Annotated in this window: 21 protein-coding genes and 1 pseudogene; 11 read left to right on the forward strand and 11 right to left on the reverse strand. The window is 39.4% G+C overall.

The window, feature by feature from the left end; genetic code table 11:
• Positions 1-281: 281 nt before the first annotated feature.
• From AB1A03_RS15675 to AB1A03_RS15690, 4 genes are read left to right on the forward strand one after another with little or no spacing between them, the layout of a single operon-like run.
• The gene (locus AB1A03_RS15675; RefSeq protein ID WP_354625546.1) at positions 282-1,016 is read left to right on the forward strand and encodes an OmpA family protein; all 735 of its coding nucleotides are present in this window, start codon (positions 282-284) and stop codon (positions 1,014-1,016) included.
• A 1-nt stretch (position 1,017) separates the two neighbouring features.
• Positions 1,018-2,094 carry a VIT domain-containing protein gene (locus AB1A03_RS15680; protein WP_354625547.1) on the forward strand — a complete coding sequence of 359 codons (1,077 nt, stop codon included), beginning with the start codon at positions 1,018-1,020 and terminating at the stop codon, positions 2,092-2,094.
• Positions 2,091-3,197, forward strand: a complete 1,107-nt coding sequence (locus tag AB1A03_RS15685) for a vWA domain-containing protein (RefSeq protein ID WP_354625548.1) — start codon at positions 2,091-2,093, stop codon at positions 3,195-3,197. The genes AB1A03_RS15680 and AB1A03_RS15685 overlap by 4 nt, the downstream gene beginning before the upstream one ends.
• Entirely contained in the window at positions 3,194-3,838 is a 645-nt protein-coding gene (locus AB1A03_RS15690; RefSeq protein WP_354625549.1) for a class GN sortase, read from the forward strand. The genes AB1A03_RS15685 and AB1A03_RS15690 overlap by 4 nt, the downstream gene beginning before the upstream one ends.
• Before the next feature lie 49 nt (positions 3,839-3,887).
• Here AB1A03_RS15690 and AB1A03_RS15695 read toward each other — a convergent pair whose 3' ends face one another.
• The 5 genes from AB1A03_RS15695 to AB1A03_RS15715 form a co-directional block, all read right to left on the reverse strand.
• Positions 3,888-4,184 carry a type III PLP-dependent enzyme domain-containing protein gene (locus AB1A03_RS15695; protein WP_354625550.1) on the reverse strand — a complete coding sequence of 99 codons (297 nt, stop codon included), beginning with the start codon at positions 4,182-4,184 and terminating at the stop codon, positions 3,888-3,890.
• Entirely contained in the window at positions 4,144-5,016 is an 873-nt protein-coding gene (locus AB1A03_RS15700) for a type III PLP-dependent enzyme domain-containing protein (protein WP_354625551.1), read from the reverse strand. Before AB1A03_RS15700 ends, AB1A03_RS15695 begins: the two co-directional genes overlap by 41 nt.
• 75 nt (positions 5,017-5,091) lie before the next feature.
• A complete protein-coding gene (locus tag AB1A03_RS15705; RefSeq protein ID WP_354625552.1) occupies positions 5,092-6,309 on the reverse strand; it encodes a carboxynorspermidine synthase in 1,218 nt (405 codons plus the stop codon).
• Between the two features lie 2 nt (positions 6,310-6,311).
• The gene (locus tag AB1A03_RS15710) at positions 6,312-7,802 is read right to left on the reverse strand and encodes a pyridoxal phosphate-dependent decarboxylase family protein (RefSeq protein WP_354625553.1); all 1,491 of its coding nucleotides are present in this window, start codon (positions 7,800-7,802) and stop codon (positions 6,312-6,314) included.
• Between the two features lie 4 nt (positions 7,803-7,806).
• The gene (locus tag AB1A03_RS15715; protein WP_354625554.1) at positions 7,807-9,213 is read right to left on the reverse strand and encodes a diaminobutyrate--2-oxoglutarate transaminase family protein; all 1,407 of its coding nucleotides are present in this window, start codon (positions 9,211-9,213) and stop codon (positions 7,807-7,809) included.
• 519 nt (positions 9,214-9,732) lie between these two features.
• On the opposite strand from AB1A03_RS15715, the gene AB1A03_RS15720 reads away from it, so the two are divergent.
• The 3 genes from AB1A03_RS15720 to AB1A03_RS15730 are packed head-to-tail and all read left to right on the forward strand — an operon-like array spanning position 9,733 to position 13,168.
• A complete protein-coding gene (locus AB1A03_RS15720; protein ID WP_354625555.1) occupies positions 9,733-10,455 on the forward strand; it encodes a response regulator in 723 nt (240 codons plus the stop codon).
• A 12-nt stretch (positions 10,456-10,467) separates the two neighbouring features.
• Positions 10,468-11,910 (forward strand): ATP-binding protein, encoded by a 1,443-nt coding sequence (locus AB1A03_RS15725; protein WP_354625556.1) that lies wholly within the window; start codon positions 10,468-10,470, stop codon positions 11,908-11,910.
• A gap of 25 nt (positions 11,911-11,935) precedes the next feature.
• Positions 11,936-13,168, forward strand: a complete 1,233-nt coding sequence (locus tag AB1A03_RS15730) for an ABC transporter substrate-binding protein (protein ID WP_354625557.1) — start codon at positions 11,936-11,938, stop codon at positions 13,166-13,168.
• A gap of 298 nt (positions 13,169-13,466) precedes the next feature.
• Here the strand turns inward: AB1A03_RS15730 and ptsG are convergent, their stop codons facing one another.
• The 6 genes and pseudogenes from ptsG to AB1A03_RS15760 form a co-directional block, all read right to left on the reverse strand.
• Positions 13,467-14,873 (reverse strand): PTS glucose transporter subunit IIBC, encoded by a 1,407-nt coding sequence (ptsG, locus tag AB1A03_RS15735; protein WP_354625558.1) that lies wholly within the window; start codon positions 14,871-14,873, stop codon positions 13,467-13,469.
• 430 nt (positions 14,874-15,303) lie between these two features.
• A complete protein-coding gene (dbpA, locus tag AB1A03_RS15740) occupies positions 15,304-16,692 on the reverse strand; it encodes an ATP-dependent RNA helicase DbpA (RefSeq protein ID WP_354625559.1) in 1,389 nt (462 codons plus the stop codon).
• An 84-nt stretch (positions 16,693-16,776) separates the two neighbouring features.
• A complete protein-coding gene (locus AB1A03_RS15745; RefSeq protein WP_354625560.1) occupies positions 16,777-18,018 on the reverse strand; it encodes a trypsin-like serine protease in 1,242 nt (413 codons plus the stop codon).
• A gap of 69 nt (positions 18,019-18,087) precedes the next feature.
• Complete coding sequence (gene ylqF / locus AB1A03_RS15750) at positions 18,088-19,026, reverse strand: ribosome biogenesis GTPase YlqF (protein ID WP_354625561.1); 939 nt, start codon at positions 19,024-19,026, stop codon at positions 18,088-18,090.
• A gap of 409 nt (positions 19,027-19,435) precedes the next feature.
• A pseudogene (locus AB1A03_RS15755) lies at positions 19,436-21,138 on the reverse strand (FAD-dependent oxidoreductase).
• 29 nt (positions 21,139-21,167) lie between these two features.
• Entirely contained in the window at positions 21,168-21,353 is a 186-nt protein-coding gene (locus AB1A03_RS15760) for a YgaP family membrane protein (RefSeq protein ID WP_354625562.1), read from the reverse strand.
• 163 nt (positions 21,354-21,516) lie between these two features.
• Here AB1A03_RS15760 and AB1A03_RS15765 point away from each other — a divergent pair, with 163 nt between their 5' ends.
• The 4 genes from AB1A03_RS15765 to AB1A03_RS15780 are packed head-to-tail and all read left to right on the forward strand — an operon-like array spanning position 21,517 to position 25,366.
• The gene (locus AB1A03_RS15765; protein ID WP_354625563.1) at positions 21,517-21,810 is read left to right on the forward strand and encodes an ArsR/SmtB family transcription factor; all 294 of its coding nucleotides are present in this window, start codon (positions 21,517-21,519) and stop codon (positions 21,808-21,810) included.
• 8 nt (positions 21,811-21,818) lie between these two features.
• Entirely contained in the window at positions 21,819-22,241 is a 423-nt protein-coding gene (locus AB1A03_RS15770; protein ID WP_354625564.1) for a YeeE/YedE family protein, read from the forward strand.
• Entirely contained in the window at positions 22,241-22,738 is a 498-nt protein-coding gene (locus AB1A03_RS15775) for a DUF6691 family protein (protein WP_354625565.1), read from the forward strand. Before AB1A03_RS15770 ends, AB1A03_RS15775 begins: the two co-directional genes overlap by 1 nt.
• A gap of 24 nt (positions 22,739-22,762) precedes the next feature.
• Entirely contained in the window at positions 22,763-25,366 is a 2,604-nt protein-coding gene (locus AB1A03_RS15780) for an efflux RND transporter permease subunit (protein ID WP_354625566.1), read from the forward strand.
• Positions 25,367-25,407 lie beyond the last annotated feature (41 nt).

The following is a 25,407-nucleotide window of genomic DNA, read 5'->3' on the forward strand; positions in this document are numbered from 1 at the left end:
ATTGCCATTTTTTGAACATAATTGATCAGTGAATTGCCATTTTCTCTCCCTTAAAAAAACATAACCCTTTGCTTAAATAACGGTATCAATTAAGTAACGGCTATATCAGCTGTTCTATACAAATAGTAAGGGTAGAAAATGGATAACAATAAAATAAATCTCTCTTTTAAAAAATCATTCTTGAATCTAGCAATTATCTCAAGTTTGGGAATTGCTGTGTTGGTTATGCAAAAATCCTACTCGGCTCGAGATTCGTTGGCTCACAAAATGAAGGTCACCCGATGCAACCCTTTGACCAAACAATGAGCCGTGTCGATATAGACTATTTAGCTTGGCAAGCTGAAGCTCAACTCCTATCGCCAGAGGAGATGCAAGATGATGCTGTTGTTATTGAGACAACAGCTCTAACGGCTCCCGTGAGCGAATTTCAAATAGAGACGAGTAGCGATGTTCAGCAATTAAATCCTGAGATTAAAAATGAAGTGCTTTTTGCTTTTGATTCTAGCGATATTAATAGCGCTTATTTTCAATCATTAAATGAGACTGCCTTAGAGATGCAAAGAAGCAAGGGCAATCAACAAACACTTTGGCAGGTGGTCGGTTACGCAGATAAACAGGGCAATACTTTATATAACATCGAGTTGGCCAAACAACGTGCACAAGCTGTTGCCCAGTATTTAGTTGCGAAAGGGGTTGCTGAAGATAAGTTGTCAATCCTCTCTCTGGGGGATTCGAATGCGAAGAATCAGTCGGCAATGACAGAACACCGCCAGCAACGCCGCGTAGAAATACATCCTTATCAAGCTGAAATAACCCTGTTAGCTACACAATTACAGCAACAAAAGCATCAACTTAAAAAGCAGCAAATCGCGAGACGTGTTGCGCAAAAATTACTTAATGAAGTTGTCGCTATTGAAGGTCATGCCGTGCTAGATGAACAGGAAAATGAATTTGCGGATGATTTTGCCTTACCAACGAAAAATGCGATCACCACTGCAATGGATCATAGGGGGTGATATGAGCCTATTACAACAAGTTTTCGCCATCAAATTGATCCGTAAACATTTTTGGTTGATGGTGATATTTATGCACGCAGTTAGTCATACGCCTTTGTTTGCGGAACAATTGCCTGTCGAGAAGGATCCGGTTGGACTTGTCTATATCAATAACAGTGGCGAAAAAATCAGTGCGCCACTGTTGAGTAGTGCCGTCGATATGGATGTGACCGGGTTAATTAGTCGCGTTACCGTAAAGCAGGTTTTTGTGAATAGTAGTGATGATTGGATTAATGGGACCTATCTTTTTCCATTACCTGAAAATGCAGCGGTCGATCATCTGCGCATGATTATTGGTGAGCGGGTTATCCTTGGGGAGATTAAAGAGAAGGAGGTCGCCCAACGGGAATATCAAAAGGCGCAAGTCGCAGGGAAAAAAGCAAGTTTAGTGACGCAAAAACGCAATGATATGTTTACCACTAACGTTGCTAACATCGCACCCCATGAAAAAATCACCATTGAAATTGAGTATCAACAGAGGATTAGCTATCAATCCGGCGTATTTAGTTTGTATTTTCCGATGACCATTACGCCTCGCTATGCGCCTGCTATGACAGCGTTAACCTCAGAGCAGCGCCAACAATATTTACAGAACTTAGCCAATGGGTCTAACGCTGGAGAAGCTGCTAATGAATGGCAGCAACGTTGGGATGATTTATTAGCGCAGATGGAGAGCCTGCAACTGGCAGAGCAAACCACGGATCATATTAGAAGTAACGAGGATCCAAGGCTGTTGATGACAATTAAAGTCAATTTGCATAGCCCTCTGGCTATTACGTCGATTAAGAGTCTTTCCCATCAGATTAACACGCAAAAAAATGCGCCTAACGAAGCGATAGTCTCATTAGCGAATACCAAGGTGATTGCTAATCAGGATTTTGTACTGACTTGGCAAGTACAACAAACTGAGCAAGCCGAAAGTCACTTATTTATAGAAAACAAATTGGTCAGCAACGAACAGTATGGTTTATTAATGTTAATGCCCCCCGCGAGCAGTTCACCGAATCGGCTCGTATTAGCAAAGAGGTTGTCTTTGTGATTGATGTTTCTGGCTCCATGTCGGGTACATCAATTGAACAGGCAAAACTGGCGCTGCGTTACGGTATCGAGCAGCTAGCCGACGGTGATACCTTTAACATCATTAGTTTCAGTGATAACAGTACCTTTTTTGCAGCTAATGCCTTGCCCGTTGATCTGCGCAGTAGAGCGATGGCAAATAGCTTTATTGATCAGTTACAAGCCTCCGGTGGAACCAATATGTATTCCGCATTAAGTCATGCTTTATTAGGTCAACGCACCGTTTTTGCTAATCAACAAATGGGATTACGACAAGTTATCTTTATTACCGATGCCAGTATTAGTAATGAAGAGCAGATATTAACGATGATCGATCAAAATCTCGGTGATAGTCGATTATTTATGGTGGCTATCGGTTCAGCGGCAAATCACTCCTTTATGAAAAATAGTGCTAATTTAGGCAAAGGTAGCTACACCAGTATTAGCGATGTCAATCAGGTTAATCAGCACATTTCGGCATTATTTTCTCAACTTGCTGCGCCAGTATTAACCAATTTAAATATGCAATGGTCAGATGGCAGTGCCGTTGATTATTGGCCTGCACCACTTAGCGATCTTTATCAGGGAGAGCCCTTACAGTTTGTTTTTAAAATTCCAGAAGGTAAAAGTGCATTGCAGATCAGCGCAATAGGTATTGACCAAGGTACAACTAAGGATTGGACGCAGGAGATTGATTTGTCAGCGCAAAAATATCAAAACGCCGCTGGGCTGGATATTCTATGGGCAAAGGAGAAGATTGATAGCATTGCATTAAATCGGCAGTTAACTGCGCAACAGAAACGCCAACAGATAAGCGCATTAGGGATGCAGTTCCATATTGTGACCAAGTACACCAGCTTATTAGCGATTGAACAGAAAATAGCTCGTCCAACCTCGCTGAATGCGATTGATAAGCAGGTAAAAACCGAGATGCCTAAGGGAAACACCATGCGTTTACCGCAAACGGGATTGGCAAGTGGCTATTATCTACAATGGGCGCTGCTGTTATTGGTTATCGTGACGCTATGTTGGTTTGTGGAACATTATTTTGTCACCGTTAAAAAAGAGCGAGGAGTCTGTTTATGAGTCGCATCGAGACACTGTCACGTTTACAAATGTCCTGGTCAACTATCTCATTATTGCGCAAACTGATGTTGATCATTCTCTTTGTCGCATTAGCATTTTTTGCTAAAGGCATTTATATGCCAGCCAAGGCCTTGCTTGCACAACAGTTACTTAATTTCGCTTGGGCGCGCCATTTAGAGGATGGGGAATTACATCGACCATGGCCTTGGGCAGATAGTGAACCCTTAGCGCAACTGCAAATGGCAGGAGAAGATCCGTTAATCATACTGGCAGGTGCCACGGGCAATAATCTTGCCTTTGCGCCAGCATGGATGATCAACTCTTCTCCTTTTAATGGTAATGGTAATAGTGTCCTATTTGGCCATAACGATACCCATTTTAATATACTTAAAAAAGTACAGATTGATGATGAAATATGGCTCACAACCTATGCCGATACCTTGTTAACTTATCAAGTGATAGAGACAAAAATTGTCAATGAAAATGAGATGTCTGTTATTCAAGATAATGGGCAAGAACAGTTAACACTGATCACCTGTTATCCTTTTGATAGCAATATTGTACAGAGTGATTTACGTTTTGTGGTGGTTGCCAAACGGATTAAAAATAATAGTTTTGCGCATCATAACAGTGGTTATTGAGGGGCTTGAAAGGGGCGCTAGCATTGTTGTGACAATGCTAGCGAATTGCTTACTTACCTAAGGTTCTTTTAAAATCGTCATAGCCGAATTCATTGAGTAACTCAATTTGGCCATCTATACGTTTATAGTAGATGCTGGGCATTTTTAGACCATTAAACCAGTTGAGTTTTACCATGGTATAGCCTGCAGAATCCATAATATGTAATTTCTGGCCTATTTGTAGAGGCTGGTCAAATTGGGTTTCACAGAATTGATCCCCTGCTAAGCAAGAACATGAACCGATAATGTAGGGGTATTGCCCCTCTTCAGAGGCTTCGTAAATGGAAGCTGGCTCTTTGTAGATCAAAGGTATCTAGACGATGTGCTTCGGTTGCGCTATCAACAATCGCGGTCAATTTCCCATTTTCTACAATATCAATAACCGTAACAACGAGATCGGCGCTGCGAGTAATAATCGCCTCGCCGGGTTCAAGATAAATTTGCACCTTATGTTTTTCAGAAAAGGCTTTTAATGCTAAGGCTAATTTTTCTACCGGATAGTTAGGGTAAGTAAAAAATATACCGCCACCTAAGCTCAACCAGTTAAGTTTGTCTAGATAGGCTGCAAAGGTAACTGAAATATGGTCTAAAATGGCAATAAAAGCATCCACATCTTTATTTTCACAGTTCATGTGGAACATAAAGCCATCCACTTTCTCGGTGATCGATAAATCCAGTAAATCCGGTTTTACACCTAAGCGAGAGTAGGGGCGAGCCGGATTCGCTAAATCCTGTCCAGCATAACTTTTTTCTGGGTTAATGCGTAGACCAAGCGAGGCTTGTTCGGCACATTGCTGATAATAGGCGTCGAGTTGGGAAAGTGAGTTGAAAATTATTTTATCAGAAAGGGGTAAAACCGCATCGATGTCTTGCTGCGAATATCCGACACTATAGGCATGTGTTTCACCGCCAAAGGTTTCATGGCCTAATCTTACTTCGAAGGGACCTGAGCTGGTGGTGCCATCTAAATAGGGTTTTATTGTCTCAAAAGTTCCCCAAGTGGAGAAGCATTTTAGTGCTAATACTAATTTTGCACCTGAAATATCTTTTAATAGCTTGGCGGTTTCAAGGTTATTGATAAGCGTTGACTCATCAATCATAAAGTAGGGGGTAGCTAACTGGCTTTCATTGATGCCCATAACGGATCTCTTGATTGATAAAATTTACAAAAAAAAGCAAAGGCAAGCACCTTTGCTTTGTTAAATAGACCTTGCTTACGCTTCTAATTCTTGTACTTGCCAAGTTAAACCAATGCTTGGCATGAGTTCAAGGAAGTCATCAGGATTCAGTTGCTCAACATTAAATAAACCGACATCACGCCATTTATTTTGGAAATAAAGTAGTGCAGCTGTGATTGCAGGTACACCCGTCGTATAGGAAATAGCTTGATGCTCTACTTCGTTATAGGCTTCTTCATGGTCGCAAATGTTGTAGATAAATATACTTTTTGCCTTGCCATCTTTTTTGCCGCGTAACCAAGTTCCGATACAAGTTTTTCCTGTATACCCTGGAGCCAACGATGTTGGGTCAGGGAGGATGGCTTTTAATACTTTTAGAGGCTCAACGGTAATGCCATCACTGGTGGTAACAGGCTCTTGGCTTAATAAGCCTATTGTACGCATCACATTGAAGTAGTTTAGATAGTTATCTGAGAACCCCATCCAAAATTCGATACGTTTAGCGGGAATATATTCAGCCATTGAACGTACTTCATCGTGTGCCATTGAATAAACTTTTTGTTTACCAACAACTGGGAAATCAAACTCCATCATACGGCTATGGCAAGGAACACTTTTCCATTGCTTATTTTCGTAGTAGAAAGAGTCACCCATAATTTCAAGCATGTTGGTTTCAGGATCAAAATTAGTTGCAAATTTACGCCCATGATCACCCGCGTTAACATCCATAACATCAATGCTATCAATTTCATCGAATAGATGTTTGTGACCATAAGCGGCAAAGACGCTGACAACACCGGGATCAAAACCTGCGCCTAAAATACCTGTAATACCGGCTTCTTTAAAACGATCGGCAAATGCCCATTGTGGATCATAAGCTTCAGGGACTTGTTGACCAGGGCTACAAAGATCGGTGGCAACTGAAGTATCCATATATGAGGTTTGGGTTTGTACACAAGCTTCCATGATGTTGACGTTTACGCCAGGGGGGCCTGCGTTAATGACCAAGTCTGGTTGTACTTGATTTATTAAAGCAATTAAGGCTTCAACACTGTCAGCATCAACACTTAATGCTGCAATTTTTTTACTGGTGTCTTTTAAGTTGTTACGGCCTTTAATGGAATTAATGATTTTTTCGCATTTAGAAAACGTACGAGAAGCTAGAGTGATATCACCAAAAACATCATTATTTTGAGCGCATTTATGGGCAATAACCCATCCAACGCCGCAGGTGCCAATTTGTAAAACAGACATAATTATAAAGCCTTTCCTGTAAGTAAAGCAGCGTGAGATTCAATTTTTAAGAATAAAGAATCAAAATCGCTTAAATTTAAACACGGGTTTAATAAAGTAAATTTCAAGTAGAGTTTACCATCTACCTTAGTTTCAGCAACCACCGCTGCACCAGTGGTTAGAAGTTGTAAGCGAAGCGTTTGATGTAATACATTGAACTCTTGATTGTTCAATGTGCCTTGATAACGGTCACTTAAACGGAATAGCACGGTTGATAATAAAGGGTCACAACACAATTCAAAATTCTCATTTTGTTTAACCTTTTCAGCAACTTGCCCGGTTAATTCGAGTAGTTTATCGTACATCTCACCGAGTGTATCAGCGCCAACTGCTTTTAATGTCATAAACATTTTTAAGGCATCAAAACGTTTTGTGGTAGCGATGCTTTTATCGACTAAATTGGGTAGCTCATCGCCTTCACGATTGAGGTAATCGGCATGGTAAAGCAAACTTTGAAAATTCGCTTTATTTTTGATTAATAACGCACCACAGCTAATTGTTTGATAGAAAAGCTTATGAAAATCAACACTAACTGAGTCTGCTAATTGGATGCCACTGAGCTTCGCTTTATGTTTTTTACTTAACATTAATGCGCCACCATAGGCTCCATCAACATGACTCCATAATTTGTAGCGCTGAGATAAATTTACAATGCTTTCGATATCATCTATTGCGCCATGATCCGTCGTACCTGCCGTTGCAACCACTGCAAAAGGCAATAGACCTTGAGCTAATAGGGTATCTATGGTCACCTGTAGATCATTAATATCCATCTGCCCCTGTTGATTGGTTTTTACGCAAACAACGGCTCGTTCACCCAAGCCCATTAATGAGGCTGATTTTTGCACGGTAAAATGGGTTTTATTAGAACAGATAATACGCATTTTATGGCCATATTCTGGTAAGCCATCCTGTTGGATATTATGTGCAGAATGGTTCTTAGCAAAACAATCTCGGGCGAGTAATAGCCCCATTAGGTTGCTTTGTGTACCACCACTGGTAAAAACACCATCAGCCATATCACCCAATGTATAGGTCTTTACTAACCAATCGATAATAAATTGCTCTAGGAAAGTCGCACTAGGGGATTGATCCCATGAGTCCATCGACTGATTCAGTGATGCAATATAAAACTCTGCCAATACCGAAGCCATTAATGGCGGGGTATGTAGATGCGCAATGCAGTGAGGATGTTGCACCATCAGCGAGTTTTTAGCGATTAATTGGGTGGTCTCATTAATCACCCAATCCATTGATTCGGTTTGATCTAAGTTACTACTATAGATTGCTTTTTTTAATTCATTTGCAGGTAGCCCCGAATAGGGGCTATCGCAATCAGAGAATAAAGAATTGATCTGAGATAATACTAAAGAGGCACTTTTTTCAAAATGCGTATTATTACCAGATCCTATTTGTAAAAAATGTTCAAACCATGGTGATTGTATTGAATTCACTATATTAACCCTGTGTACTTGCTACGGCTTGTTTGATTGTCTCTGCGACAAAGTTAATTTGTGTTTCGCTGATGATTAATGGCGGTAAAAAGCGTAATACAGCACCATTACGTCCACCTTTTTCAATAATTAATCCGCGTTCTAATGCTGCTCGTTGAATTTTGATCGCTCGTGCTGGATCGCTAACAGGGCGACCAAGGGGATCAAATTCACCTGCTTTGACTATTTCAATACCACACATTAAACCTCTGCCACGCACCTCAGCAATACAATCACTGCTAACTTGTATTTCACGCAATAATGAACGTAATTGTTTACCACGTTGCATTGCATTATCGGTTAAATTATCTCGTTCAATAATCTCTAATGTCTTTGCGCCAGTTGCCATCGCTAACTGGTTACCACGGAAGGTGCCTGTATGTTCGCCAGCATTCCAACAATCGAATTTTTTATTGTAAAGAAGGATCGACATTGGCATGCCGCCACCAATCGCTTTGGATAGGATTAAAATATCAGGCTCAATGCCTGATTCCTCAAAGGCAAAGTTATCACCAGTGCGGCCTACACCACATTGAATCTCATCAAAAATTAATAAGATACCATGCTCTGTGGTAATGCGGCGCAGTTCTTTTAACCAAAAAGCAGGAGCGGGAATAACACCACCTTCACCTTGAACTGGTTCGACAATTATCGCAGCGGGTTTAGTAATACCGCTTTCATCATCACTAAGTACTGATTCAATGTAGCGGAGACTCTGTTTTGCACCTTCATCACCCCCTAATCCGAAAGTACAACGTAAGCTATATGGAAAAGGTAAGAAATGAACATCGGACATGAGTCCTGTACGGCGGTTTTTAGCACCAAGGTTACCCGTTAAGGCTAACGATCCGTTTGTCATACCATGATATGCGCCATGAAAAGACATCATGGTGTTGCGTTTGGTATAGAGCTTCGCTAATTTTATTGCCGCTTCGACTGCATCAGCGCCAGACGGTCCACAAAATTGAATGTGTGCATTTTTAGCAAAATTTGTAGGTAAAAATTTCATGACTGATTTAATGAAATGATCTTTTGCTGGAGTCGTAATATCTAACGTTTGATAAGGAACGCCTTGATTAATATGGTTAATCATTACTTGATTAATTTCACTGTGGTTATAACCAAGAGGCAGTGCACCAGCGCCAGCAAGGCAGTCTAAATAAACTTGTCCTTTAGTATCTTCAATAATTACTCCACGTGTATTTTTTATCGCAATAGGCAAACGTCGTGGATAAGAGCGAACTTCCGACTCATAATGTTCCTGACTCAATAAAATATTATCAGGTGTTAAATCGTATAATTCTTTTACGACTGGGATCTCTTGATCATTTGAAAGAGTAGAATTTGTAGCTATATTGAGAACGTTGTTCATGGCGAACCCCTATAAAAAGGTTATGGTATAAAAGTTGAATGTTATTATGCGCAATACCACATTGAAGCTCACTGCTGCAATTTTAGTAAAGGCTTACGGTTGTGCGTGGAGTTCAAGGCTCTGTTGCGTAGTGTGCAAAAATTTTATATGTAGTTAATAACTTAAAATACACCAAGTTTACGGCGAGATTGATGGATAATAATAAAAACATAATATCGCGCTCCTTATTGTATAAAAGTGGGTAATTATTCAAATGAATGATTATTAAAGCGGCGCATTTTATCATCGATTTCTATAGTGGCAAGTGTAATATTTAATTTAAATAACGACTTTTCATTAAGCTGTTGAACTTAAATGGTTTATTTTTACTTTTGTGTGAAAAGTAATCGTTGTTTTTTGTTTGATTAATTTCGCTTTTTGATATGAGCTAAACCCCAATTATATCGACTCTTGCTATCGAATTTGTCGATATTCTGCTAAAGTTGCGGCAATAATCATATTAAATTATAAGGGCTGAGTGTGATCCAAAATAAGCAAATTTTAGTCGTTGATGATGATCAAGCTATTCGTGAATTATTAGCTGAATATCTATCTAAAAATAATTTTTCAGTGATAACAGCCCATGATGGCATAGAGATGGATGGGCATCTCTTAACCTGTCAGCCTGATATTATTATCTTAGATATTATGCTACCTGGTGATGATGGTTTTGCGCTGTGTCAACGTATTCGGCAAACTTCTAGTGTTCCGATTATAATGTTAACGGCTAACTCTGATGAAATGGACCGTGTCCTTGGCTTAGAGATTGGTGCCGATGATTACATTGCTAAACCATTTAGCCCGCGTGAATTACTTGCTCGTATCAAAGCATTATTAAGGCGTACTAATTTTGCTAAAGAGTCCCTGAAAACACCAGAGAATAAGCGCTATGTAGCATTTGCAAATTGGACATTAGATACATTGCAACATAATTTAATCGATAAAAATGACAATGTAACTAGTTTGACTGGCGCGGATTTTCAACTATTAATGTTGTTTTTGACTCATCCTAATACTGCTATTTCGCGAGATCAAATTAGCCAAGCTCTGCATGGACGAGATGCATTTGCTAATGAACGGGGAATTGATGTGCATTTAAGTCGTTTGCGTCAATGTTTAGGCGATGATGCCAAAGCGCCTACGATGATCAAAACAGTACGTGGTGCGGGTTATGTCTTTATTGCTGAATTACATGACAATTAATTACAAGACTAAATGATGAATTATGCCCGCTTTATTTTTCGCTCACTAATTTCTCGGATGTTATTACTGACCATGTTTTCTGTGATTGTTGCACAAATATGTAGCAGTTATTTTTTGGTTCATCAATTTGCCGAAAGTGAAGAAAAAACTGTTTTGCTGAATGCGAATAATTTAGCTGAAAATGCATTAAGCACTATCTCCTTCTTTCAAAATTTGCCATTGCAATACCGACACTTAGTCCTACAACAGTTACGAGATTTAGGTGGAAGTCGCTTTTTTGTCTCTTTAAACAGTGAAAAAATAGAAGTTAATCCCATTGCTGATAGCATATTAAAAACGCGTGTTATTAATACGGTGCACGATGTATTAAGGCGTCGAATCGATGCAAAAAAGAAACTTGAAATCGAATTTTCTCATCCCGATGATCTCCATGTATTAAAAAATGATATTTTACTTAAGGATCTTCCTCCTTCGTGGGGAGCTTATTCGCTCATAATACCCACGGTCAAACCGCCTATTTTAGTACTGCAGATCGAGATTGCTGAACGTGAATGGTTATATTTAGCGGCTATTTTGCCCCCACCTTATCTGTTAATTGATAAATCAATTATTACTGCTGAGCAGCTTATCACACTGATATTTACTACTGCATTTGTACTTATTTTTATCTATTTGCTTTTTTACTGGCAAACCAAACCGCTTAAACAGCTTGCCAAGGCGGTTTCTGAAATGAGCATTGACCTTGAACAGGCGCCTCTTAAAGAAGAAGGTGCATCAGAGATTGTTGTTGCGACTCAAGCTTTTAATCGTATGCAGCAAAAATTACAGCGTTATATTGGTGATAGAGAAGTGTTATTTCGCTCTATTTCCCATGATCTTAAAACACCGATAACACGTTTACGACTACGTGCAGAATTACTTGATAATGAGCAACAAACAGAAGCATTTAATCATGATTTAGATGACTTAGAGATGCTAGTGAAAGGTGCGTTACAGACGGTAAAAGATACTGATATTCATGAAAACACTCAGCCCGTGAATATTGTTAAATTGTTAGAGCAAATCAGTAGTTCACAACCAGAACAAATTAAAATATTGGCACCGGATAATTGTGCTTTATATCGAGGTAAACCTTTGGCTTTAAAACGTTGTTTATCAAATTTGATTGATAATGGTGTTAAGTATGGCAATAGAGTTGAAGTGCTGGTGATCGATAGTAATGCAAATCTACAAATTGTTATTCAAGATAATGGTCCAGGTATACCGGCTGATGAGTTAGAGCGTATTTTTACACCGTACCGTCGCCTACATAATGATCAGGAAGGATATGGGTTGGGATTAGGGATTTCAAGAAATATTATTCATGCTCATAGCGGACAATTGCATTTACTTAATCGCCATAATGGCGGTTTGGAAGTGATTATTACCTTACCTCGGATTTATAAATCAGCATAGCTAAGCTGACTCTATGGAAATCGATATGCTAAAAAATAGTATGCTTATTCTTACTCTTGCTATGTCACAACCTGTTTTTGCAGCCTCTTTAGAAGTGCTCCATTGGTGGACTGCTGAAGGAGAGGTGCAATCACAGCTAATACTCAAAAAAGCATTAGCCGAAAAAGATATAAAATGGCAGAGTTTTGCCATCACCGGTGAGGGGGGAGATAGTGCCTTACGCGTGTTACAAATGCGTTCATTATCGGGTACCCCCCCCGATGCAGCACAGATAAAAGGCCCTGATATCGGAGAGTGGGCAAAAGTGGGGATGTTGGAGAATATTGACACGTTAATAAACACTTCAAACTGGCCCAATATTATGCCTAAGGTGGTTAGAAATACCGTGACATTCGATGGAAATTATATGGCTGTTCCCATTAATGTACACCGGGTCAATTGGTTATGGTTAAATAAAAAAATATTCAAAGAGCTTAAACTAGCTATACCACAAACATGGGATGAATTTTTTACCGTAGCCGATAAAATTAAAGCCGCTGGTTATTTACCTTTAGCCCTAGGTGGAACTGCTTGGCAAGATGCGTTGATCTTTGAATCAATGGCTCTCTCTATTTTAGGGCCAGAAAAATACATTAAGGCCTTTGTTGACTTTGATGAATCCGTCTTGAATTCTCCTGAAATGGTTGTTGTATTTGAAAAATTCAAAGGGCTATCCGCTTATACAGATAAATCCATCGTAGATAAAGACTGGTATTATGCTAGTCAATTAATTGCAACGGATCAAGCGGCCATGCAATTTATGGGGGATTGGGCTAAAGGGATGTGGCAAGCTAAGGGGAAAACTGCGATGGTTGATTATCTCTGTGTAGATGTACCGGAAAGTAAGGGGCTCTATAGTTATAATATCGACAGTTTTGTGATGTTTGATAAATACGCTATTTTACCGAAAAATAATGTGCAAATTTTATTTTCAGAAATACTCTTATCTAAAAAATTTCAACTTGAATTCAACCTCAGTAAAGGTTCTATTCCTATTCGCAATGACATTGATATGAGCAATTTTGATCAATGTTCACAAAAATCCTACGCTGACTTTAAAAGTAGCACTTTAGTGCCTTCATTTACGCAAAACTTAGCAACAACAAGTCAAGTACAGCACATAATGATACAGATAATTAGTAATTACTTTAATGATCCCGATGCGCAAGCAGAAGAAACGGTTAGGTTACTTTCATTAGCTATTCATGCGATGCATTAATCCCTGCTCATCAGTATTTAACCTACATTAATGGCTAAAATAATAGATAGCGGTTTGCATTCAATTGTAATAGCTTGCTATTGCATTGCGGCACGCTTTTTAAAGCTATTTCTTTCATTATAAGATCTAGTTAGATTGAGTAATAGATGGGGGAATATAGTGTGATTCAAGTGGATTTGATCAATGGTAAAAAGACGCTAATAACAGAAGAGGGGGAAGTAGAAGTCTATTAGCGATGTTACTGCTGTTTATCCTTCTACTTTGAAAGGGCTAGTAATGACTAGCCCTTAATTATTGATTAACGAGACATGTATTGTTCCATGTCTGTTTTCAAGTTATCAGATTTAGTACCGAAGATAGCTTGAACACCGTTACCAGATACTACCACACCAGCAGCACCTAGTTTTTTAAGTTCAGCTTTATCAACTAGTTCAATATCTTTAACTGTAATACGTAGGCGAGTGATACATGCATCTAGATTTTCAATATTCGCTTTACCACCGAATGCAGCTGTTAGAAGAATAGCCATTTCAGTACTACCGACTTGCACTTCTTCTTCTGCTTCTTCGTCTTCACGACCAGGTGTTTTAAGGTTAAATTGAGCGATTACAACACGGAAAATAGTGTAGTAAATAGCCGCATAACAAAGACCAAGTGCAGGGAACCACCAGAATTTAACTGAATTACTAGATAAAACAACAAAGTCAATTAAACCGTGTGAGAATGACGTACCGTGTACCATTCCAAGCATATTTGTCATAAAGAATGCTGTACCAGCTAGTAAAGCATGGATTGCATATAACAAAGGCGCTACGAATAGGAAAGAGAATTCAATTGGCTCTGTAATACCTGTTAGGAAAGAAGTTAACGCGGCTGATGCCATGATACCCATTACTTTAACGCGGTTTTCTGGTTTAGCCGAATGTGCAATTGCGATAGCCGCAGCAGGTAGACCGTACATTTTAAACATGTAGCCACCAGCAAGTTGACCAAAACCATTACCTGCAGCACGAGTTGCTTCGTCAGCTGATAAGTAACAAGTTAAGATACCGTGTAGTTCTTTACCTGCAACGTTTGTACAACTACCCGCTTCAAAGAAGAAAGGTACATTCCAGATATGGTGTAAACCAAATGGAATTAAAGAACGCTCAACAATACCGTAGATAGTAAATGCAAGTTCAGGATTTTGATCTGCCGCCCAGTGAGAGAATGTTCCGATGACAGACCCAATTGGAGGCCAAACAATCGATAAAATCGCACCCATGATGATAGCACTAAGACCTGTCAAAATTGGAACAGCACGTTTACCCGCAAAGAAACCTAAATAGTCAGGTAGTTTGATTTGGAAGAAGCGATTAAACATATACGCCGCAATACCACCAGCGATGATACCGCCTAAGACACCAGTATCGGCACCCGGTGCAAGTACTTCAACTGTTTTCATCATGATGAAATAACCAACAGCCGCAGCAAGGCCAGCTACACCATCATTTTTAGTGAAACCTAGGGCAACACCAATGGCAAATAAAAGCGCCATATTACCAAATACTGCACCACCAGCCTGTTCCATTAATTGAGAAACAACTTCAGGTAGAAGGCTAAATTTAGCTGCACCAACACCCAGTAAAATACCGGCGATTGGCAGTACTGATACAGGAAGCATTAATGACTTCCCTACTTTTTGTAAACTTCCGAATAAATTCATGAACAACTCTCCATTAGGTTTATTTGTTCGTTGCGAGGTTAGTAACCAGGTTAACTAAATACTTATTTACCTTATTACTACTTAACATGAATAATAGTTAGATTGTTAATGTTAAGTAACATTTGAAGTAAGCAAATATCTAATATTTTTGTCTAAAATTGAATGTTTCTTCAATTCAAGTGAGACAAGTATATACAAGAAAAAATTATTTTTCGTGATGGAATCATCATATTTTTCGGTATGTTAGCCATGCTTACACTTGCTTACATAACTTGCAGTTGTGTTACGTTCTGTTACAAATATGGAGGGGTCTTGTTGCTTTATTTTTTATTATTTTATGATTGTTGTTGCTGGAGTTGATTTAATTTGTAACAAATAAATTGCTAACCATGCATAATTTTAATCATTCGAATGGTTAGCAATGATAATTTTAACCTCGGATAACACTGACTCTAAATTTTTTGCCCTTAAGTTTACCTTCACTTAGTTTTTTAAAAGCAATTTTAACGCACTCTCTTTGTACTGCGACATAAGCCCAGTTGTCTGAAATTTGTATTTTACCTACTTGCTCTCCCATTATTCCATCCTGTCCAGTTAATGCACCAACAATATCACCAGGACGAATCTTCTGTTTTTTCCCTCCTTCAATGCGTAAAGTGATCATGCTTGATTGTAATGGTGCATTATCTAAAATGTCATATTCAGGTAGCTTTTCGCTACAGATATTACGGTCTAGTTCATCTTCTAACAGCGCGATACGATGATTATCCTTGTGATCATAAAATGAAAATGCGAGACCTTTGCTGCCAGCGCGACCTGTACGTCCTACTCGATGTACGTGTACTTCTTGATCATGGGCAATATGATAATTAAATACAGCACTGAGATTGTCAATGTCAAGTCCTCGTGCAGCCACATCTGTTGCTACGAGTATGCAAGCACTTTTGTTAGCAAAGCGAATCAAGGCTTGATCTCTATCTTTTTGCTCTAAATCGCCATGTAATGCGATAGCGCTAAAACCGCGATTGATAAGTTCATTAGTTACTTCTTGGACTTCTCGTTTAGTGTTACAAAAAACAACCGAAGAATCTGGTTGGTATTGTTGTAATAACAGGCGTAGAGCAACCATACGCTGCTCACTGTCCTCTACTTTGTAAAACAATTGTTTAATCGTACTGTTATCATGATGGGATTCCACCTTAATCGTAATCGGATCAAGTAAAATATTTTTAGCAATATTTTTAATTTGCTCAGGAAATGTTGCACTGAATAGTAATGTTTGGCGAACTTTGGGTATCTGCGCAATGATGTTATCAATGGCGTCCTGAAAGCCCATATCTAGCATCCGATCCGCTTCATCTAAGACGAGGATTTCTAAGTCATCTAATTGTAAGGTGCCTTTGCGTAAATGATCTTCAATTCTTCCTGGTGTGCCGACAATAATATGTGCACCATGTTCCAACGAACCAATTTGAGGGCCAAAAGGAACACCTCCGCAGAGTGTTAATACTTTTATATTATGGATAGTACGCGCCAACATACGCATCTCTTTGGCCACTTGGTCAGCTAATTCTCGAGTCGGGCATAAAATTAAGCTTTGAATACGGAAACGTTTTACATTAAGTTTTTGTAATACGCCTAAACCGAAGGCGGCAGTTTTTCCTGAGCCTGTTTTTCCCTGTGCAATAATATCCTTACCCGCTAGTACATCGGGTAAGCTTTGTGCTTGAATCTCTGTCATAGAATGGTAGCCAAGGGATTCTAGGTTTTTTAATAGGTCTGTATTAAGTGCTACAGTTGAAAAAGGTTTTAAGCTCAAAATGGTGTTCCTGTTGTTAAGCGTATAAAAAGTGGACACTATACGCTGTTGTGATATGTATCACAAAGTGGTTTCTGTTGGTGACTAAAAATAAGCAATATAACGGCGCATGAAAGCAATGGGAATGAGCAACAATATCATTATTCCCGTTGATCCCGATGAACTACTGCCCTCTGAACTAACCGCTAAAAATGTACCAGAAAGTTGAGTTGTTAATGTTGTTGAGTCTGGGATATTTGAATTGATAGTAATCGTTGCTTTATGGCTACCTTGCTCCATTGGCGTATAGTTTACGGTGATTTGGCAAGTTGAATTTGCTTCAATGAGATCGCATGAACTTGCATTAATGTTAAAATATTCAGAACCTGTTAACTCATAAGTGAATGTCGCTACACTGTCTGAGTTATTGCTAATTGTTATTTGTTGATTGGCACTGCTATTGGCATTGTAGAGTACAAATTGTAATCCTGTTGTGGCTGAAAATGTTTTTGTCGTTGTTGCTATCCAATTTTTATATAAAGAAATGCGCGTATATACACCAGGATAATTTGTTAATGCACAACCATATCCCCAACTGACAATACCTATTTGTTGCCATCCTAAATTACTATTAACTAATAATGGGCCGCCACTGTCTCCAGTACATGTATCTTGTCCTCCTTCTGGTGTCGATGCGCATAACATTTGTGGTTTATAATTGCTTCCTAATTGTTGTGAGCAGGTGCTATCTCTATAAAGTTCTAATTCCACTTGTTGTAGTATGTTGGGATAGCTAGGAGATGTTGGCTGATTCGGATCATAGCTGACAGTGGAGCCCCAGCCCATTGCAGTCACCGGAAAGTTTAATGAAATGAGGGATGTTGTTGATTCGGTGTCGATGATATCCATGATGGGGGTATCATTGCCAACGGCCGTAGCCAATTTTAGCAGGGCAATGTCATTGACCAAGCTTTCATTATTGAAATCAGGATGAGCGATGATTTGTATGAGCTCAGTAGCGGGGGTCACTGGCGAGGAATTAAGGTCATATTCACCAATCGTTGCAACGATATCATTAACGTTAAAGAGATTATCATTATTATCAAATACACAATGTGCAGCAGTGACCACCCATTGAGGAGCAATCAACGAACCACCACAAAAATGTTGGCCCCTAAAGCGATTTACTTTTATGCTTACCATTGTTGGCCATTCAAATGGATCGCTGTCGGCACCACCCACAATACGCGGATTGATAGATGACGTGATTACTTCTGCTGCTATAGCGTTAGATAAAGTACAGTACTGTAAAATGATCAGGGTAAAATATAAAAGTAATTTATTCATTGAGTATCCTTACCGTTAATGACAAGCGTTTAAAATTTTCTGTTCACTATATTTTGTGGTTATCTGTAATTATCGTCGTTTAAATTTTTGTTTTCTTGATTTTTTCTTTTCAAGTTCATTTTCTGCTTTTTCTAACAATATTTTTTCTACTTCTCTTTTTTCTATAATGGCGATATCCGGTGTTTCAATACTAATCGCCCCTAAAGCACCTGCACGGAGCTCATTTAATAGAATAGTAGATACTTTGTAGATGTCGAAATGCCCACCTGCACGTAAACAGCCGCGGCGTAATGCAATTGCTTCCATTAGCTCATGGTCCGTTTTTGGTAACGTGTCTAATTCGTAACGCGCTTGTAAACGATCTGGATAGTGTTCGAGTAGATACTCAGCCGCATAGTAAGCGATGTCTTCATATTCAACCGCCGTATTTTTTATCGCACCTGTAACCGCTAGGCGATAACCAGAATTCACATTTTCAATATTTGGCCATAAAAACCCAGGTGTATCGGAAAGCATAATGCCACTGGGTAAACGAATACGCTGCTGAACTTTAGTGACTGCGGGTTCATTGCCTGTTTTCGCAATAATTCTGTCTGCTAAAATATTGATAATCGTTGATTTACCGACATTGGGAATGCCCATGATCATTGCCCGAATTTGCTTATCTTGGCCTAATCGATTAGGTAACATTTGTTCACATAATTTTGTTATTTGATGAACTTGTTCCGGTTTATTCGTCGTGATGGCCAATGCCCTAATTCCTTGTTCTTGCTCGAGATAGGTGATCCACTGTGCGGTAATTTCTGGATTGGCTAAATCCGATTTATTAAGTACTTTTATGCATGGCGTTTTTTCACGAATATGGGATATTAGTGGATTTTCACTGCTATAGGGGATGCGAGCATCAACCACCTCAATGATAATATCTACCTGCGGCAAGACCTCTTTTATCTCTTTGTGTGCCTTGTGCATGTGTCCGGGAAACCAGTTTATTTTTGTTCTGCTCATTTATTATTAAGCCTTTATATATCTTAGCTTTCTTATTGAGTACGTTATTAGTACCGTAGTCCGCTAATATCATGATTAAAATAGTACGATAGGTGCTAGTCTAACTGATAGTTTAGAGGTTATATACCCATTTTACCTCCAGATGCTTTGTCAGGCGCTAGCTCGGATATCTGAGCAATATGTAACATGAGGTAATTGTTATTTACTTTTCGTATGCAACACCTAGGGTTGCTTTTGAAGCTAACTTTGAATCTTGAAGTAGTGTGGGTATATGCCCATCACGATTAAATTAGTGAGTATATAAGAGAAATTGAAATTGCAGGCTTTACATTCGTTATGATAAGCCTGCTTTAGGTCAGTCGTTAGTAAAATTATTCCCCTTTTTCAGGTGTCAAAATAGTTAATCGGGCTATTTTTTTGCAAAGCTATAAGTACGATAACCGCCAATCAAGTTACGCGCTCTAAAGCCATTATTAACAAGTTGACGATAAGCTACATTACCGCGTAAACCGACCTGACAATAAATGATTATCTCTTTATCTTTGGGTAACTCATCCATACGTTGACGCAAGCTATCGACAGGAATATTAATCGCACCTTTTAGGTAACCTACATTTTTTAACTCTTCAGGATTACGTACATCAAGGAGAATTTGATCATCGGTTAAGCTATCAATTTGATCAAAATGAATCGGCATAAGGTCGCCTTTCATTACGTTGTTTGCTACAAATGCCGCTTGATTGATGACATCTTTGGCGCTGCCATAGGGGGGGCATAGGTGAGTTCAATGTGTTGCAGTTGCTCTATCGTCATTCCGGCACGCTGCGCAACCGCTAATATATCAATGCGTTTATCAACACCGTCTTTACCTGCTGCCTGTGCGCCTAAAATTTTTCCATTATTCGGATCAAATAATATTTTTAATGAAACGATTTCTGAGCCCGGATAGTAGCTAGCATGGCTTGCTGTATGTACATAGACTTTTTCATAGGAAACATTCGCACGTTTTAGCTGTTTTTCATTTTTCCCCGTTGCCGCGACCGCTAAATCAAATATTTTGCAAATCGCAGTACCCTGTGTGCCCTGGTAGGATTCATTGCGTCCTAACATGTTATCTGCAGCCATCCGTCCTTGACGGTTAGCTGGGCCAGCAAGTGGAACTATTGTTGGGTTTCCCGTAACAAAGTCTTGTTCTTCAATGGCGTCACCCACAGCGTAGATAAATGGATCGCTTGTTTGCATATTTTCATTTGTGTAAATCCCGCCAAGTTCTCCAATTTTAAGATCTGCATCAACAGCTAATTTTATGTCAGGGCGTACACCAATTGCCATGATTAAAATATCCGTTTTTAATACATCCCCATTGCTCAATGATAGATTTAGATGGCCATTGATATGCTGATGGCTTATATCTTCGCCAGCGCTAATGCTAGCCATATGGGTTTCTGCCACATATTCGACCGCAGATAACGCAACACCGAGACGTAAATCGATCCCATGGCTGCATATTTCAGCATGGGCAAAGCCTGCCATCTCTTTATCAACGGGTGCCATGACTTGATCGGACAGCTCTAGTAGTGTGGTGTTTATCCCTTTTTGATGGAATGCTTCCATCATTTCCAGACCAATGAAACCGCCTCCGACAACGGTGGCATGTTCGACATTATTGGTTGCTATTGTCTGAATAATATTATCCATATCAGGAATATTACGTAAAGAGTGAGTTAATGGATTATTGACCCCGGGGATGGGGGGGACAATCGGGCTAGCACCGGGGCTGAGTAGTAATAAATCGTAACTTTCAGCGTATTCACTATTATCGATTAAATTTCTAATATTGATCGTTTTTTGTTCTCGATTAATACTGAGCACTTCGTTCATGACGCGAACATCGACATTAAAACGCGCCAAGAAACTATCCGGTGTTTGCAGTAGTAGTTTGTTACGATTTTCAATGTCACCACCGATATGGTAAGGCAAACCGCAATTAGCAAAGGAGACAAAAGGGCCTCTTTCAAACATTATAATTTCTGCATTTTCACTTAAACGCCGCGCACGCGCAGCTGCTGATGCGCCACCGGCAACGCCACCAATAATCACAATTTTAGTCATGAAACACTCCAATAATTTTTATAGAATACCTATTTTAAACCTAATTTTTTTAACATCATTACTGCAGGACAAAAGCCAGTAAAAGCACTCTGAATAAGATTAAAGCCAATGAAAACAGTAAACCAAACAAAATTTGGGTGAACGAATGCCGTTAAAATTACCGATAGCAATATCATACAGCCTGCTATTACTCTTACGCCATTATCAATACTCATAATATACTCCTTTAGAGGTGTTTTGTTTTGGTACTATAATAACCTTTATTAGAAAAGTCTAATGTTTTGTTTTTCTAGTTTAGGTTTTTCTAAATTAAATCTTGACTAATGTTTAGCTATTAGTAAAATTTAAACAAATCATAAACTAATTATAGAGGTAATTATGGAACTTCATGATATGAAATCTAAGGCGATGGAAGTCTCTAAATTGCTAAAAACGATGGCTCATCCAGAAAGGCTGATGGTACTTTGTCAATTGGTTGATGGAGAAGTAGGAGCTGGCCAATTACAAGAGGGGTCAACCCTCAGCCAATCTGCATTTTCACAACATTTGATGGTATTAAAAAAGCATGGTTTAGTTAAGGTTCGCAAAGAATCGCAGTCCGTTTTCTATTCTTTGGCTGATCCTCGAGTGAAGGAGTTGTTTTCGAGTTTTTATACGATTTTTTGTAAATGAGTACAAATATGAATTTCAATATTCCCTGGGAATCCTTTATTGGTGGTGCATTACTTGGTTTATCGGCTGCTGTTTTAATGCTTTTTAGCGGTAAAGTTGCAGGCATAAGCGGCGTGATTGGTGGATTGTTAAAACCGCAACAACATGATTCGAGTTGGCGCATCGCTTTTTTATGTGGCATGGCGATTAGTTTTGTCGTTGTGGCTCCTTTCGGTTTTTCACTTCCTGATATCAGCCACACTAATATTATCGTCATGTGCCTTGGAGGTTTGCTTGTTGGCTTCGGCTCTCGTCTCGGAAATGGTTGTACAAGTGGTCACGGAATCATTGGTTTGGGGCGTTTTTCCAAGCGTTCTATATATGCAACCAGTACCTTTATGGCATCTGCGATGATAGTCGTTTTTTTACGTAAACAATTTGGAGTCTTGTGATGCCAATATCTACACGTTCATCAGTAAAAACAGTGAGAATACTAGCAGCACTGATTGCTGGACTGCTTTTTGGCTGTGGGATGATCGTTTCTGGTATGGTTGATCCCCATAATGTCATTGCATTTTTAAATATCACGGGCAATTGGGATCCGAGTCTTGCTTTCGTGATGGGCGGGGCTCTTGCTGTTTTTACACCATGTTACCACTTCATTATTAAAAAACGTTGTGTAGCTGTGAATGGTGATAAATTTTCTTGGATGAGTAATACAAAGGTTGATGGAACGTTATTGTCTGGAGCAATGTTTTTTGGCATTGGTTGGGGGGTAGCGGGAATTTGCCCCGGACCTGCCATGGCGAGTATCGGGAATTATATTATATTGTATTTTATTTTGAGTATGGTCGTTGGGATGGTACTCGCTAATCTATACTTGTCAGGACGCGTTCCTTTACCTATTGTTGGGTATAGAAATAATGTTTGTGCAGTAAAATCTAATTAACATTTAACCTAAGTAGAGGTTTACATGGAGAAGCCATTAGCTAAAGGATTAGTCGCGAGGGTGATGAATAGTTTTTTGCCTCCTATTCTTATCCTACTGACATTGATTATTGGCGGCTTTTCTCTGTGGTTAACACCGAAGGAAGAAGATCCGCAAATTGTTGTTCCTATGGCCGATGTATTGATTGAAGCTCCTGGGTTAAGCGCAAAACAGATTGAAAAACAGATAACCGAGCCACTTGAAAAACTCGTTAGCGCAATAGATGGTGTTGAATATGTTTATTCATCATCTCAGGAAGGAAATGCACAGATCACCGTGCGCTATTTTGTAGGCGAGGGCCGAGAAAGCGCATTAGTAAAGCTTTACAATAAACTTTATTCTAATCAGGATTTAATCCCGCCATCGGTACAAAATTGGATTGTTAAACCCGTTGAAATTGATGATGTCCCGATTGTTGTTGCTGCATTATATTCAACTAACCCTACGGAAATATCTGCCTATCAATTGCGTCGCATTGCAGAACAAGCAACACAAGGACTTAAGGCGCTCGAATATACAAATAGTGTCAATATTATCGGTGGACAACCCCGGAATATAGAAATTACATTTGATAGCAGTGCCATGGCTAGCCGTAAAACAACGATTGCTGATGTGCAACGAGCCGTTCAATTAACCAATAGTAAACAAAATGCAGGTACGATACATGTAAATGGCCTGCGTTATGAACTTGAATCAGGCCTATTTTTTAGCAAGGCGAGTGAATTAAATAATTTAGTCGTTAATGTTGTTAATGGTAAGGCTGTTTATTTGCAAGATATTGCCACTATCATTGATGCACCAACAGAGCCTCACAGCGACACCTGGATCCGTTATGGTAGCGCTGAGCGAAGTGCATCAGATCCATTACCAGCCGTGTTTATTTCAGTTGCGAAGCAAAAAGGCGCCAATGCGGTTGATGTGGCAGAAAGTGTATTACGAGAACTCGATGAATTAAAACAGAGTCAGTTTCCTGATGTTGTCGAAGTCGATATCATCAGAAATTATGGGCAGACAGCCGCTAACAAAGTATCTAATTTAGTTTCAAGTTTAGCTATTTCAATATTAACCGTTGTCGTATTTATTGGGCTGTTTTTAAACTGGCGCAGTGCACTCGTAGTCGGCATTGCCATTCCAATTAGTTATGGTGCAGCATTAGGCTTAGATTTAGCCTTTGGCTATTCCATTAACCGGGTAACACTATTTGCGTTGATTCTATCACTTGGCTTAATTGTTGATGATCCTATCGCCAGCATTGATAATATTGAACGTTACTTAAAGCGTCATGATTTATCGCGCACCAAGGCAATCGTATTAGCAATGGCTGAAATCCGTAGTGCACTGTTAATGTCCACAGTTGCGATTGTCATTGTTTTTACACCTATGTTTTTTATCACCGGGATGATGGGCCCCTATATGGCCCCTTTAGCCTTTAATGTTCCGATCAGTGTCATGTTTAGTACCTTTGTCGCATTTATGATCACGCCTTGGCTAGCTAAAAAAATTCTTAGTAAAGCAGAGCAAGAGGGGGCATATGAGGTTGAATCTACTTTGCTATATAAAGGTTATAAAAGATTATTAATGCCGATGTTAACGAGTAAGGCGCGCAGTTGGGGGTTCTTAGTGCTAGTCGCTTGTATATTTGTTATTGCAGCTTTACTGCCTGTATTACGTTATGTGCCATTAAAATTATTACCTTACGATAATAAGAATGAGTTCCAACTTGTTTTAAATATGGCTGAAAATGCAAGCTTTGTAGACACTTCTAATGTCCTACGCGGTTTTTCCGACTATTTAGTGCGTGTTCCTGAGGTGGTTTCTGTTTCTGCCTTTGCTGGACTAGCATCGCCAATGGATTTCAATGGCATGGTACGCCACTATTTTATGCGTAATCTACCACATCAAGGTGAATTACGAATTGTATTGGCTCAAAAGAATCGTCGTAGTCAGCAATCTCATGAAATAGTTACCCGTTTACGGCGAGATTTAGAGAGTATCGCTACGCAATATAACGCAGATATTCAACTGGTTGAAGTACCACCTGGCCCCCCTGTGATGGCAACGATCAGTGCGGAGGTTTATGGTGAAGAGACAACACCCTATAATAAATTGCAGGAACAAGCGAAAGTAATCGCAGCGCGACTTGCTAGAAATGAATTTGTTAGTGAAGTGGATACATCAATTCAAGGTGATTATCAAGCTTGGCAATTTATTGTTGACAGTGAAAAGGCGGCTCTTTCGGGAATATCAATTAAAGATATCAATGCCACCATCATGGCCGCCAATAAAGGTTTAGTGATTGGCTATTTGCAAGCAGAACGGGAAATAAATCCATTACCAATCACGATTCACTTACCAAGTAATGAACGAGATAAATTAGATAAAATTCTCTCTTTATATGTACGCGGTCAAGCTGGTATCAGCAAACAAGAAATACAAGGAGCGCTGTTTGATGCACCACAGCCCCTAGTGCAAATTTCAGAATTGGGTGCGTTTAGAAAAAGAAGTGTTCAACAGCCTATTTTTCATAAAAATCTTAAACCTGTCGTTTATATTTACGCTGAGCCAATTGGTCTGTTCCTGGTGAAGTAATTGCCGACGTTATTGCCGATGAAAATGCCCCCTCATCTACT

Source organism: Psychromonas sp. MME2 (assembly GCF_040566515.1).
Lineage (GTDB): Bacteria > Pseudomonadota > Gammaproteobacteria > Enterobacterales > Psychromonadaceae > Psychromonas.